This window comes from Streptomyces lacaronensis (assembly GCF_047337785.1).
GTDB lineage: Bacteria > Actinomycetota > Actinomycetes > Streptomycetales > Streptomycetaceae > Streptomyces > Streptomyces lycopersici.
In genome coordinates this window covers 8,495,308-8,507,448 of sequence record NZ_JBLHDK010000003.1, presented here as the reverse complement: position 1 = coordinate 8,507,448, position 12,141 = coordinate 8,495,308, and the positions used below count along the sequence as shown (strand labels likewise).

General features: G+C 73.1%; 14 protein-coding genes. 2 read left to right on the top strand and 12 right to left on the bottom strand.

Going from position 1 to position 12,141, the window contains the following annotated elements; all coding sequences use genetic code 11:
• Positions 1 to 12 precede the first annotated feature (12 nt).
• The 11 genes from lgt to hisI form a co-directional block, all read right to left on the bottom strand.
• Entirely contained in the window at positions 13 to 984 is a 972-nt protein-coding gene (gene lgt / locus ACMTAK_RS36610; RefSeq protein ID WP_413810131.1) for a prolipoprotein diacylglyceryl transferase, read from the bottom strand.
• A gap of 70 nt (positions 985 to 1,054) precedes the next feature.
• On the bottom strand, positions 1,055 to 1,873 hold the full coding sequence (locus ACMTAK_RS36605) for a DsbA family protein (protein ID WP_413810130.1): 819 nt from the start codon (positions 1,871 to 1,873) through the stop codon (positions 1,055 to 1,057).
• A 72-nt stretch (positions 1,874 to 1,945) separates the two neighbouring features.
• On the bottom strand, positions 1,946 to 2,764 hold the full coding sequence (gene trpA / locus ACMTAK_RS36600) for a tryptophan synthase subunit alpha (protein ID WP_413810129.1): 819 nt from the start codon (positions 2,762 to 2,764) through the stop codon (positions 1,946 to 1,948).
• On the bottom strand, positions 2,764 to 4,011 hold the full coding sequence (gene trpB, locus ACMTAK_RS36595) for a tryptophan synthase subunit beta (RefSeq protein ID WP_413810128.1): 1,248 nt from the start codon (positions 4,009 to 4,011) through the stop codon (positions 2,764 to 2,766). The genes trpA and trpB overlap by 1 nt, the downstream gene beginning before the upstream one ends.
• Before the next feature lie 114 nt (positions 4,012 to 4,125).
• Entirely contained in the window at positions 4,126 to 4,278 is a 153-nt protein-coding gene (gene trpM, locus ACMTAK_RS36590) for a tryptophan biosynthesis modulator TrpM (RefSeq protein WP_369075658.1), read from the bottom strand.
• A gap of 23 nt (positions 4,279 to 4,301) precedes the next feature.
• Complete coding sequence (gene trpC, locus ACMTAK_RS36585) at positions 4,302 to 5,111, bottom strand: indole-3-glycerol phosphate synthase TrpC (protein WP_138911135.1); 810 nt, start codon at positions 5,109 to 5,111, stop codon at positions 4,302 to 4,304.
• 157 nt (positions 5,112 to 5,268) lie between these two features.
• Positions 5,269 to 5,679, bottom strand: coding sequence for a DUF2752 domain-containing protein (locus ACMTAK_RS36580; RefSeq protein ID WP_413810127.1), 411 nt, complete (start codon positions 5,677 to 5,679; stop codon positions 5,269 to 5,271).
• Between the two features lie 117 nt (positions 5,680 to 5,796).
• A complete protein-coding gene (locus tag ACMTAK_RS36575; RefSeq protein WP_413810126.1) occupies positions 5,797 to 6,060 on the bottom strand; it encodes an HGxxPAAW family protein in 264 nt (87 codons plus the stop codon).
• Between the two features lie 288 nt (positions 6,061 to 6,348).
• Complete coding sequence (locus ACMTAK_RS36570) at positions 6,349 to 7,044, bottom strand: TIGR02234 family membrane protein (RefSeq protein ID WP_413810125.1); 696 nt, start codon at positions 7,042 to 7,044, stop codon at positions 6,349 to 6,351.
• Positions 7,045 to 7,161: 117 nt separating this feature from the next.
• Positions 7,162 to 8,697: an anthranilate synthase component I gene (locus tag ACMTAK_RS36565; RefSeq protein ID WP_413810124.1), complete on the bottom strand. Its 1,536-nt coding sequence runs from the start codon at positions 8,695 to 8,697 to the stop codon at positions 7,162 to 7,164.
• A 46-nt stretch (positions 8,698 to 8,743) separates the two neighbouring features.
• Positions 8,744 to 9,121 carry a phosphoribosyl-AMP cyclohydrolase gene (gene hisI, locus ACMTAK_RS36560; RefSeq protein WP_413810123.1) on the bottom strand — a complete coding sequence of 126 codons (378 nt, stop codon included), beginning with the start codon at positions 9,119 to 9,121 and terminating at the stop codon, positions 8,744 to 8,746.
• 131 nt (positions 9,122 to 9,252) lie between these two features.
• Between hisI and ACMTAK_RS36555 the strand changes: the two genes are divergently transcribed.
• Both ACMTAK_RS36555 and ACMTAK_RS36550 read left to right on the top strand, forming a co-directional pair.
• On the top strand, positions 9,253 to 10,272 hold the full coding sequence (locus tag ACMTAK_RS36555) for a hypothetical protein (RefSeq protein WP_413810122.1): 1,020 nt from the start codon (positions 9,253 to 9,255) through the stop codon (positions 10,270 to 10,272).
• A gap of 112 nt (positions 10,273 to 10,384) precedes the next feature.
• Positions 10,385 to 11,017, top strand: coding sequence for a TIGR03085 family metal-binding protein (locus ACMTAK_RS36550; RefSeq protein ID WP_262704693.1), 633 nt, complete (start codon positions 10,385 to 10,387; stop codon positions 11,015 to 11,017).
• A gap of 192 nt (positions 11,018 to 11,209) precedes the next feature.
• Here the strand turns inward: ACMTAK_RS36550 and ACMTAK_RS36545 are convergent, their stop codons facing one another.
• The gene (locus tag ACMTAK_RS36545) at positions 11,210 to 12,040 is read right to left on the bottom strand and encodes an endo alpha-1,4 polygalactosaminidase (RefSeq protein WP_413810121.1); all 831 of its coding nucleotides are present in this window, start codon (positions 12,038 to 12,040) and stop codon (positions 11,210 to 11,212) included.
• Positions 12,041 to 12,141: the final 101 nt, after the last annotated feature.

Below are 12,141 nucleotides of genomic sequence, written 5' to 3'. Positions count from 1 at the left end.
CGTCGGCGCGCGTCAGGGGTTCTTGGTGGGCTCCGCCTCGGCGGCCACCGCGCCGGCCTCGTCCGCGCCGCCGCTCTTGGCCGGAGTGCCGTCACTCTTGGCCGCGCTCCCGGCCGGGGCGTCGTCGCTCGTCCCGGTGGCCGGGGCCGCGCCGTCCTCGATCGCCGCCGGTTCCACGACCTCCTCGCGGCCCGGGGACCGCTTCGCGCAGATCACCAGATAGGCCACCGCGGCCAGGAAGACCACGACGGAGGTCCAGTTGTTGAGCCGCAGCCCCAGCACATGGTGGGCGTCGTCCACCCGGAGGTACTCGATCCAGAAGCGGCCCACGGTGTACGCCGCGACGTAGAGGGCGAACGCCCGGCCATGCCCCAGCTTGAAGCGGCGGTCCGCCCAGATCACCAGCAGCGCCACGCCGACGCACCACAGCGACTCGTACAGGAAGGTCGGGTGGTACGTGCCGGCCACCCGGCCCGCGTCGGCGTCGCCGTCGATCTTCAGCGCCCAGGGCAGCGTGGTGGCCTTGCCGTACAGCTCCTGGTTGAACCAGTTGCCCCAGCGCCCGATGGCCTGGGCGAAGGCGATTCCGGGGGCGATGGCGTCCGCGTACGCCGGGAGCGGGATCCCCCGGCGGCGGCAGCCGATCCAGGCGCCGAGCGCGCCCAGCGCGATGGCCCCCCAGATCCCCAGGCCGCCCTGCCAGATCTTGAAGGCGTCCACCCAGTCACGGCCGTCGGTGAAGTACAGCTCGTAGTCGGTGATGACGTGGTAGAGGCGGCCGCCGACCAGGCCGAAGGGCACCGCCCAGACCGCGATGTCGGCGACGGTGCCGACCCGGCCGCCACGGGCGATCCAGCGCCGACCGCCGTACCAGACCGCGACGAAGACGCCGATGATGATGCAGAACGCATAGCCGCGCAGCGGGACCGGACCGAGATAGATCACGCCGGACGACGGGCTGGGAATGTAAGCGAGGAGGTCCATGACAGGACCGACGCTACCGTGCCGGGCGGGAGATGCGACAACCCACCCGGCAACGGCTGCGTAACAAGGATCAGTCGCGGGCCGCCGCGAGGACCATGCGCTTGAGCTTGTTGGGGCTCAGCGGCTTCTTGGGGTCACCGTAGACCGACTTCCCGTCCAGCAGCACGGTCGGCGTGGAGGCGTAGCCGGAGTGGGCGAAGACGTCGTTGGACTCGCGCACCCAGGCGTCGTGCCGGCCGTCCTCGACGCAACGCCGGAAGGCGGGCGTGACCAGCCCGGGGACCTGGTCCGCGAGCTTGATCAGCCTGCCGTTGTCGGCGTATGTGTCCCGGGTCTCCTGGGGCTGGTGGCGGTAGAGCACATCGTGGTACGCCCGGAACTTCGCGGGGCCCTTGTCCTGGGCGCAGGCCGCCGCGTTCGCGGCGCGGACCGAACCGGTGCCGCCGAGGTTTCCGTCGATGATCGTCACCAGGTGGTACTCGACCCTCATCCGGCCGGTGTCCTGGAGCTCGTGGACGGTCTTGCGGAAGACGTCCTCGAACTGCTTGCACCCCGGGCAGCGGAAGTCCTCGTAGACCGTCAGGGTCACCGGGGCCGCCTTCCCCGCCTTCCCCTCCTGCCCGGCCTTCTCCGACCTCCCCGAGGGGATCACCAGACGTCCCTTGCCGACGGCTCCGCGCGGCGGCACCAGGGCGCTGCCCGACTTCCCCGACTCGTCGTCGGTCCTGGACGCGAAGATGCCCACGCCCACCGCCGCGCCGAGGACGGCCACCACCGCCCCCAGGACGCCCAGCGTCCGCTTACGCTTCGCACGCGCCCGGTCCCGCTCGCGCTGTTCCCGCAGGCGCTCTCGGGCGCCGCGCTTTCCCTCACGGTTTCTCTGGCTCACGCCCTCGCCTAACGAGGCGGAGGAGCACCGCTGAGCTCCTCCGCCCCGTTGTTCCCTCGAACGAGCGACCCTCTAACGGGCGGCGCGGACGCCCTCCGCCAGCTCACCCGCGAGCTCGCGCAGCCCCGCCAGACCGGCCTCGGTGTCACCCTCGGCGTCCAGCAGCCGCTTGACGAAGGCCGAGCCCACGATGACCCCGTCGGCGAACGCCGCGACCTCCGCCGCCTGGGTGGCATTGGAGACGCCGAGGCCCACGCAGACCGGGAGCGAGGTGGTGGACCGGGTGCGCTCCACCAGAGCGCGCGCCTCCTGGCCCACCGATTCCCTCGTTCCGGTGACACCCATCAGGGACGCCGCGTAGACGAAACCGCTGCCCGCCGCCGTGATCTTCGCCAGCCGCTCATCACGGCTGCTGGGCGCGACCACGAACACGGTCGCCAGACCGTGCTGCTCGGCGGCCTTCCGCCAGATCTCCGACTCCTCGACCGGCAGATCGGGCAGGATGCAGCCCGCGCCACCCGCCTCGGCGAGATCGGCGGCGAACCGCTCGACGCCGTACCGGTCCACGGGGTTCCAGTACGTCATGCACAGGATCGGGGCGCCGGTGCGGGCGTGCACCTCCCCCACCGTGCGGATCACATCGCGGATCCGGACCCCGCCCCGCAGCGCGATGTCGTCGGCGGTCTGGATCACCGGCCCGTCGAGCACCGGATCGCTGTGCGGCAGCCCGACCTCGACGATGTCGCAGCCGCCCTCGATCATGGCGGTCATCGCGTCCACCGCGCCGTCGACGGTGGGGAAACCGGCGGGCAGATAGCCGACGAGCGCGGCGCGCCCCTCGTCCTTGGCGCCCGCCAGGACCGACCCCAGCAGCTCCAGGTTCCCGGCCATCACTTCGCCCCCTCGTCGCCCTGCTGCTCGTAGAGCCCGAAGTACCGGGCCGCCGTGTCCATGTCCTTGTCGCCGCGCCCGGAGAGATTGACCAGCACCAGGCCGTCGCTCCCCAGTTCCCGGCCGAGGTCCAGGGCGCCCGCGAGCGCGTGGGCGCTCTCGATCGCCGGGATGATGCCCTCGGTCTCCGAGAGCAGCCGCAGCGCCCGCATGGCCTCGTCGTCGGTGACCGCCCGGTACTCGGCGCGGCCGACGTCCTTCAGATACGCGTGCTCAGGGCCGACGCCGGGGTAGTCAAGACCGGCCGAGATCGAGTACGGCTCGGTGATCTGGCCGTCCTCGTCCTGGAGGACATAGGACCGGGAGCCGTGCAGGATCCCGGGCTCGCCCTGGCTCAGCGTGGCCGCGTGCTCCCCGGTGGCCACGCCGTGCCCGGCGGGCTCGAAGCCGACGATCCGTACGCTCTCGTCCGGCAGGAAGGCGTGGAACAGCCCGATCGCGTTGGATCCGCCGCCCACACAGGCCGCGACCGCGTCCGGCAGCCGCCCGGTCCGCTCCAGGATCTGCCGCCGCGCCTCCACGCCGATCACCCGGTGGAAGTCGCGCACCAGCGCCGGGAAGGGGTGGGGTCCCGCCACGGTGCCGAAGAGGTAGTGGGTGCGGTCCACATTGGCGACCCAGTCCCGGAACGCCTCGTTGATGGCGTCCTTGAGGGTGCGGCTGCCGGACTTCACGGCGATGACCTCGGCGCCCAGCATCCGCATCCGCGCCACGTTGAGCGCCTGCCGCTGGGTGTCGATCTCGCCCATGTAGATGGTGCACTCGAGCCCGAACAGCGCGCACGCGGTGGCCGTGGCCACCCCGTGCTGGCCGGCGCCGGTCTCGGCGATGACGCGGGACTTGCCCATCCGCCGGGTGAGCAGGGCCTGCCCCAGCACGTTGTTGATCTTGTGGGAGCCGGTGTGGTTGAGATCCTCCCGCTTGAGGAAGACCCGGGCACCCCCGGCGTGCTCGGCGAACCGCTCCACCTCGGTCAGCGCGCTTGGCCGGCCGGTGTAGTTGACCAGCAGATCCTCGAGCTCGGCCGCGAAGGCGGGGTCCGCCTTGGCCTTCTCGTACTCGGCGGCGACCTCGTCGACCGCGGCGACGAGCGCCTCGGGGATGAACTTGCCGCCGAAGGCACCGAAATACCCCTCGGCGCTGGGCACCTGGCCCTCCGGGTCAGGGATGAAGAAATCAGAGGACATGCGACGTACTCCTCGATCGGGGCAGCGCCCCGCGACAATCGGGGCATCGCCCCGCGACAATCGGGGCATCGCCCCGCGACAGGTGGGATGGATGGGAACGCGTGCGGCCCGCGCTCAGCGCGCCGCCGCCCGGCGCCATCGCCGCCCGTTGATCTGCCCCGGCTCGCATCCGATGTGGTAGCGCACGCGCCGCCCCCGCACCCGCCTCGCGGGCGCGCGGCAGCCCCGGGGCCGACAGCCCCGTGCCAGGCGCGCGTACGTCTCCATGGTCCGCCGATCCCGCCCCGTCGTCAGTCCCGGCCGTGGCGCAGCGCCGGATGGGCGCCCGCCGCCACCAGATCGGCCACCGCGGCCTTGGGGTCGCGCCCGGTCACCAGGGACTCGCCGACCAGCACCGCGTCCGCGCCGTCGTTGGCGTAGGCGATCAGGTCGTGCGGGCCGCGCACCCCGGACTCCGCGATCTTGACGATATGGTCCGGGATCTCCGGTGCGATCCGGGCGAAGTTCGAGCGGTCCACCTGGAGGGTCTTGAGGTCGCGCGCGTTGACGCCGATCACCCGTGCCCCGGCGTCGACCGCCCGGGCGGTCTCCTCCTCGTCGTGCACCTCGACCAGGGGCGTCAGCCCGATCGACTCGGCCCGCTCGATGAGCGAGACCAGGGCCTGCTGCTCCAGCGCGGCGACGATCAGCAGGATGACGTCGGCGCCGTGCGCCCGCGCCTCCCACAGCTGGTACGAGGTGACGATGAAGTCCTTACGGAGCACCGGAATGTCGACCTTCGCCCGTACGGCTTCCAGGTCGGCCAGCGATCCGCCGAAGCGCCGCTGCTCGGTCAGCACGCTGATCACGGCCGCGCCGCCCGCCTCGTAGTCCGCGGCGAGCCCGGCAGGGTCGGCGATCGCGGCGAGCGCGCCCTTGGAGGGGCTGGACCGCTTGACCTCGCAGATCACCTTGACGCTGTCGCCCTTGAGCGCCGCCACACCGTCCTTCGCCGGCTGGGCCTTGGCCGCCAGCTCCTTGAGCTCGTCGAGGGCGACGCGCGCCTGCCGCTCCGCGAGGTCGGCACGGACTCCGTCGATGATCTCGTCGAGCACACTCACCGAGCGGCCCCCTTCCGTGACGGGGATGAAGCTTCTGATCTGTACCGGGTGGGGCGGTCCACCGCGTCACCTGGCACTGCGATGGTAGCCGCCGGTAGGCCGAGGTCTCGCATCCGGTTGACGCGGACGCCCGCCACATGCGCATACACAACAACGGTCACGGCACCAGTAGTCCCCCGAACGGGAAATTCCGGACGATTGCGAAAACCAGGGCCACCGCGCCGAGCGCCCCCGCGTGCCACACCCGCGGCGCCGGGAAGCGTCCGCGTACGCACCACACCACCCAGCAGACGGCGAAGAGCGCGTAACAGCCGACGGCGAGGGCGTTGTCACGCAGCGCGGCGGCAAGATCGCCATGGGCCAGGGCATGAGCGCCGCGCAGCCCGCCGCAGCCGGGGCAGTACAGCCCGGTGAGCCGCAGCAGCGGGCAGACGGGGTAGTGGCCGGGCTCCCGGGGGTCCACGGCGCCGACATAACTGAAGGCGGCGAGAACGCCCGCGAGCACGCCGAGCGGGGCGGCCAGACGCCGCACCAGGGGAACAAGGGCGGTCGGCGATGGTTCTGTCACACCGCCGAGTCTGCCCGGGGAGCCACGAAGGCGCAGCTCAGGGCCGATGCGCCGACCTCCGTACGGCTCAGTGCCGCATGCGGTGGAGGCGGGCGCGGCCCCGGGCCGCGCCGAGGCTCAACTCTGGGTCTGCGCCTGCGTCTGCGACTGCGACTGCGCCGCGGGCCGCGGCTGCGGCGGGTGCTGCGTCTTGGGCATGCCCAGCCCGGCCGCGCGCATCACCGCGCCGACGACACCGCCGAGGGCGATGATCACCATGCCCGCCCAGAAGCCGAGCGGGTTGGCCGCCACGGTGAACGCGCCGGCGACGCAGAAGCCGATGAAGGCGATGGTGACACCGGTCCAGGCGGCCGGGGTGTGTCCGTGGTCGTGACCCGCCATGAATTCTCCTCGTATCTGTACGCGCCTGGTCCGGGCGCTCGGGGGCGAACGCTCCTACGCCATTGTCCCCGATGCGCGAAACGCCCTTGAGCGGGGGTGGGACCTTACGGTGCGGCCCCTTCCCGCAGCATCGATATGCGGCTCCGCCGCGCGGCAGGGGCTCCGCCCCTGGACCCCGCGGTCTGGGGCGAAGCCCCGCACGCGGCGGAGCCGCATATCGTCAGGTGTCGGGAAGGGGCGGGCAGGGGAGTGAGCCCGCCGCAGGCGTCAAGGTCCGTCGGACCGCCCCTAGGTGCCGCGCTCGGCCTCCTGCCGCACCGGGGCCTCCGTCGGGTCCTCGCCGCGGTCCAGGGCCTTCCACAGCTCCTCGGGGCGGTCCGGGTCGGAGGCGGCGGCGCCGCGCCGGGTGCGGCTCCGGCCCGGAGTGCCCGCGGTGCCCGCGCGCTCGTACCGGCCGGACATGGCGGGCCAGTGACGGCCGTAAGCCAGGGCGAGCACGCCCGCGAGCAGCAGCAGCACCCCGCCCGCCGCGGCGACCCACGGCCAGGGGGTGTACGCCACGTCGTGGATGGGGCTGTGGGTCAGCCCGCTCACCTTGGACGCCTTCTCCTCGAGCGCCCCCTTGTCGGACGCGCCGAGAGCGGAGCTGATCACGATGCCCGCGCCGCAGAGGGCCAGCAGCGCCGCGACGACGGCACGGCCGAGGCGTCGCACGGCGAAGACGGCGACCAGCGCGGCCAGGCCGACGACCGCCAGCGCACCGGGGAGTCCGGTGATGTCATCGCCGTTGGCGCTCTGCGAGAGGGATCCCTGGGCGACGGAGGCGGTGCCCTCGGCCCATTTACGGCTGGTGGCCAGCAGGACCAGGGCGGCGCCGAGCGCACCGGCGAGCAGGGCGATGGCAAGGCTGCTTCGGCGGCCGCGCGCGGCGGGGGCGGAGGGCTCGTGCTCGGCCCTGGGCTGGGGTACGGCTGCTGCAGTCACGCCTACCACTATCCCCCACCCGGGTACGGGATCGTTCCCGGGTGGGGGATATGGGACCTACCGGGAGCCACCGGCCACCGGGCACCACCGCCCCGGGGAGCCACCGGCCACCGGGGACTACCGCCCCAGGCGGCCCGCCGCGTGCACCGCCCGCAGCACCGCCGCCGCCTTGTTGCGGCATTCCGCGTCCTCGGCCACCGGATCGGAGTCGGCGACGATCCCGGCGCCCGCCTGGACATACGCCGTGCCCCCGCGCAGCAGCGCGGTGCGGATGGCGATCGCGGTGTCGGAGTCGCCCGCGAAGTCGAGATAGCCGACACAGCCGCCGTACAGCCCGCGGCGGCTCGGCTCCAGCTCCTCGATGATCTGGAGCGCCCGCGGCTTGGGGGCGCCGGAGAGGGTGCCCGCGGGGAAGCAGGCGGTGAGCACGTCGAAGGCCGTACGGCCCTCGGCGAGGCTGCCGGTGACGGTCGAGACGATGTGCATGACATGGCTGTAGCGCTCGACCGACATGAAGTCGACGACCTCCACGCTGCCCGGCTCGCAGACCCGCCCGAGGTCATTGCGCCCGAGGTCGACGAGCATCAGATGCTCGGCCCGCTCCTTGGGGTCGGCGAGCAGCTCCTCGGCGAGCGCGGCGTCCTCCTGCGGGGTGGCCCCCCGGTGACGGGTACCGGCGATGGGGTGCAGCATCGCCCGCCCGTCCTCGACCTTGACCAGCGCCTCCGGGCTCGAGCCCACCACGTCGAAGCCCTCGAACCGGAAGAGGTACATATAGGGGCTCGGGTTGGTGGCCCGCAGCACCCGGTAGACATCGAGGGCGCTGGCCGAGCACGGCGTCTCGAACCGCTGCGAGGGGACGACCTGGAACGCCTCGCCCGCGCGGATGCGCTCCTTGATGTCGTCCACGGCTTCCATGAAGTCCTCGCCGCCCCACAGGGCGGTGTACTCGGGCAGCTCGGAGTCGGGCAGCGCGGCCGGGTCGGTCGCCACGGGGCGGACCAGGTCGGCGGCCATCGCGTCGAGCCGGGCCACGGCGTCCGCGTACGCCTCGTCCACGCCCGTGTCGAGGTCGTTGTGGTTGATCGCGTTGGCGATCAGCAGCACGGTGCCGTCCCAGTGGTCCAGCACCGCGAGGTCCGAGGTGAGCAGCATGGTCAGCTCGGGCAGGCGCAGATCGTCCCGGCCGTGCTCGCCGACCTTCTCCAGGCGGCGGACGATGTCGTAGCCGAGGTAGCCGACCATGCCGCCGGTGAACGGCGGCAGCTGGACCAGCCCGCCGAGGTCGCGCGGGGTGTGCAGGGCCTCGACGGTGGCGCGCAGCGCCTGGAGGGGATCGCCGTCGGTAGGGACGCCGACCGGCGGGGTGCCCAGCCAGTGGGTGCTGCCGTCGCGCTCGGTGAGGGTGGCGGCGCTGCGGACGCCGATGAAGGAGTAGCGGGACCAGGAGCGGCCGTTCTCGGCGGATTCGAGGAGGAAGGTGCCGGGGCGCTCGGCGGCCAGCTTGCGATAGAGGCCCACGGGGGTGTCGCCGTCCGCGAGCAGCTTGCGGCTGACGGGGATGACGCGGCGGTCGGCCGCCAGCTTGCGGAAGGTCTCGAGATCCATCGTGACAGCGTCCTGGGTCTGGGTCTGGGGAGCCCGGCGGGGCACGGGGCTGGGGCTGGGGGCTGGAGGGCTTGGCGGGGTGGTGGCCGGTCTACTGGCCGGTCTGCGGGCCGAGCGGGAGCTCGTCGGCTTCGAAGCAGGTGCGGTCGCCGGTGTGGCAGGCGGCGCCGACCTGGTCGACCTTGACGAGGACGGTGTCGGCGTCGCAGTCGAGCGCGACGGACTTGACCAGCTGGACATGGCCGGAGGTGTCGCCCTTGACCCAGTACTCCTGGCGGCTGCGGCTCCAGTAGGTGCAGCGGCCGGTGGTGAGGGTGCGATGCAGCGCCTCGTCGTCCATCCAGCCGAGCATCAGCACCTCACCGGTGTCGTACTGCTGGGCGATGGCGGGCAGCAGGCCGTCGGCGCCGCGCTTGAGGCGGGCGGCGAGGGCCGGGTCGAGGGCGGAGGGGCGGTCGGAGCCGGTCATGCGACCATTCTGCACGTCCGGAGGGGGGTCTCCGCGAATGATCTCCGCCGGACCGGGGCCGGGGCTGCGAAACCGGCCGGTAGGCCGGGCCCGATGGACGGATTGTCAGTGGAATGGGGCATGCTTCGGGCATGACGTTTCCGCCGCCGTCGAACGAGCCCAACCGGCCTGGAAACGGCGGGGGGTTCGGTCCACCGCCGCAGCAGCAGCAGCAGCAACCACCACAGCCACAGCCCGCACAGCCGCAGCAGCCCCCGCAGGCGCAGCCCGCACAGCCGCAGGAGCCCCCGCAGGCGCAGCAGCCGCGGCAGGGCTTCGGGCCGCCGCCCCCGGCGGACCGGCCCGCGCAGCCGAGCGGCGGTTTCGGTCCGCCCACCCCACCGGCCCTGCTGCCCGGGGGTCCGCCCCAGGGCGCGCTGCCCCCGGGGTCCATACCCCCGGGGGCGCTGCCGCCCCCTCCCCCGCCGCCCGGCACCGGCGGCTCCAGGACCACGGCGATCGTCATCGCGGCGGTGGTGGCCGTGGCGGTGGTCGTCGGCGCGATCGTCATCGGGACGAAGGACGACGGCGGCAAGGAGACGTCGGCCGACGCCGGCCCGTCCGCCTCGGCCTCGGACCGTCCGCTCTCCTCGCCCTCGGACGCCGAGTCGTCCGCCGCCCCGTCGGGCTCGGAGGACCCCGGCGAGGGCGCGCCGCTGGGCGGCGGAAGCGAGGCCCCCGACGGGGATCCGGGCGCCTCGGAGTCGGCGGCCCCGGACGCGTCGGAGTCGGGCGCGCCCGGTGACAAGGTGCCGTATGTGGTGCTCGCCCCCGGCCGGTGCTTCGACCACCCGGCGATGGACAGCAGCGTCACCAAGGTCGAGAAGCGGTCCTGCCACGGCCCGCACGACGGCGAGGTGATCGCCAACGAGACGCTGAGCGGCGACTTCTCCACCGAGAAGGCGATTCAGACCAAGGCGCTCGCGCTGTGTGCGACGGATGCCAGGAAGCGGCTCAAGAGCATCCCCAACGACGGCCGGATGTATTACTACTACGCGCTGTACCCCGCGCTGGGCACGTACTCCATCCAGGGCGAGGACCAGGTCTCCTGCGCGCTCACGCTGAGCGCCGGGCGCGACGGCAAGAAGCTGAGCAAGCCGCTGCCGGGTTAGGGAGTGTCCGGCGGCAGGCGTACGCCTGCGGCGGAGCCGCACACCCCGTAGGCCCGGGGGCGCGGCGGCGCTCCTCATGGCAGCGGGCGGGTCCCGGTCGTAGGGTGGACGCATGTCCACTCACGCGAAGCGCGAACGCCTGCTCCTCGCCGACCTCTTGGACGGCGCGGGCCCCGGGGCCCCGACGCTGTGCGAGGGCTGGAGCACCCGCGATCTGGCGGCCCATCTGGTGGTCCGCGAGCGCCGTCCCGACGCGGCCGCCGGGGTGCTGGTCAAGCCGCTGGCCGCGCGGCTGGCCCGGGTGCAGGAGGAGTTCGCGGCGCGGCCGTACGAGGAGCTGCTCCAGCTGTTCCGCACCGGTCCGCCGCGGATGTCGCCGTTCGCGCTGAAGCAGGTGGACGAGGCGGCCAACAGCTTCGAGTTCTACGTCCACGCCGAGGATGTGCGCCGCGCCCGGCCGGACTGGACACCGCGCGAGCTGGACCCGGTCTTCGCCGACACGCTGTGGTCCCGCATCGAGCGCGGCGCCCGGATCTTCGGCCGCCGCTCCCCCGTCGGCCTGGTGCTGCGCCGCCCGGACGGCCGTACGGCGGTGGCCAACCGCGGCACCCCGGTCGTCACGGTCACCGGCGAACCGGGCGAGCTGGCGCTCTTCCTCACCGGCCGCCAGGATTCCGCCCGGGTCGAGCTGGAGGGCGACAAGGAGGCCGTGGCCGCGGCGCACGAGGCCAAGCTGGGCATCTGAGCCGCCCGCCGAACGCGAAGCCGAACGCGACGCGTCCCCGCCCGCGCGACGCGTCCCCGCCCGCGCGACGCGTCCCCGCCCGCGCGACGCGTCCCCGCCCGCGCGACGCGTCCCCGCCCGCGCGACGCGTCCCCGCCCGCGCGACGCGTCCCCGCCCGCGCGGGGCGGACGGGGACGACACGAGGGAATCCCCTAACAGGTCTCGCGAACGTAGCCGTCCTCGCCCGCGGGCGAGACGCCCTCGTCCCGCCGGACGACGCTGAGCCGGTCGCCCCAGCCCTCGCACGCCTTGGCGAAGCCCTCGTCGCCGTACTCGACCACCACCACATGGTCGTCGTACGCCTTGGCGAACTCACCGCACTCGTCGTACTCGCCGCACTCCTCGACCACCGCGAAGTCCAGCCCGGCCGCCTTCCGGTCGGGCAGCAGCTCCGCGGTGTTCTTCTGCGCGATGGCCAGCCCCTGGGCGTGGGCGTGCTCGGACAGCAGGGCCATGAACGCCTTGGCGTGGCCGGTGGTCAGCAGCTTCTTGGAGCGTTCGTAGCTGTCGTAGTTGTCGGGCTCGACGGCGTCGAACCCCTTGTCGGCGCAGCCGTCGATCCACCCGTCGACCTTGTCCGCCACGCGCTCGCGCTTCTCGGCGGTACGGAGGTCGAGCAGCGGTTCCTTCCACTTGGTGTCGATGACGAGATCGCCGTTGCGGTCGCGCAGCAGCAGGTCGTCCGGCCACTGGTCGCGCTCGCCCGGCTGGACCTGGAAGGCGTTGACGTAGCAGATGTTGTACAGCCCCTTCGCCGGGGAGTCCCCGCGGTCCCGGCTGACGATGTCGACGCCCTTCGGCGGGGTGTACGCCCCGCCGATCTGGTAGTCGAAGCCACCGTGGACGGGCGGCAGCGCCACTTCGGACGCGCTGGCTCCCGAGGACATGGACACGGTCACGACGGCGGCCGCCGCGGCGGCGGCCGTCACCACCGACGCGAGGGCCCAGCGGCGACGAAGGCGTGCGGCATGGCTGGCTGGCATGAAAGCTCCAACACTCGCGGGTAGCGTCCCCGCCTCGGATGGCATCCGCCGTCCTGGCGACTGTGTCCGGGCTCGGGACCGGCACCGGGTCCCCTACCGGC

Bases quoted from the DNA above. Each gene is read 5' to 3' on its own strand.
- lgt (WP_413810131.1), bottom strand. From the start codon at position 984: ATGGACCTCCTCGCTTACATTCCCAGCCCGTCGTCCGGCGTGATCTAT.
- trpA (WP_413810129.1), bottom strand. From the start codon at position 2,764: ATGGCCGGGAACCTGGAGCTGCTGGGGTCGGTCCTGGCGGGCGCCAAG.
- trpB (WP_413810128.1), bottom strand. From the start codon at position 4,011: ATGTCCTCTGATTTCTTCATCCCTGACCCGGAGGGCCAGGTGCCCAGC.
- trpM (WP_369075658.1), bottom strand. From the start codon at position 4,278: ATGGAGACGTACGCGCGCCTGGCACGGGGCTGTCGGCCCCGGGGCTGC.
- ACMTAK_RS36575 (WP_413810126.1), bottom strand. From the start codon at position 6,060: ATGGCGGGTCACGACCACGGACACACCCCGGCCGCCTGGACCGGTGTC.
- hisI (WP_413810123.1), bottom strand. From the start codon at position 9,121: ATGACCGGCTCCGACCGCCCCTCCGCCCTCGACCCGGCCCTCGCCGCC.
- ACMTAK_RS36555 (WP_413810122.1), top strand. From the start codon at position 9,253: ATGACGTTTCCGCCGCCGTCGAACGAGCCCAACCGGCCTGGAAACGGC.
- ACMTAK_RS36550 (WP_262704693.1), top strand. From the start codon at position 10,385: ATGTCCACTCACGCGAAGCGCGAACGCCTGCTCCTCGCCGACCTCTTG.
- ACMTAK_RS36545 (WP_413810121.1), bottom strand. From the start codon at position 12,040: ATGCCAGCCAGCCATGCCGCACGCCTTCGTCGCCGCTGGGCCCTCGCG.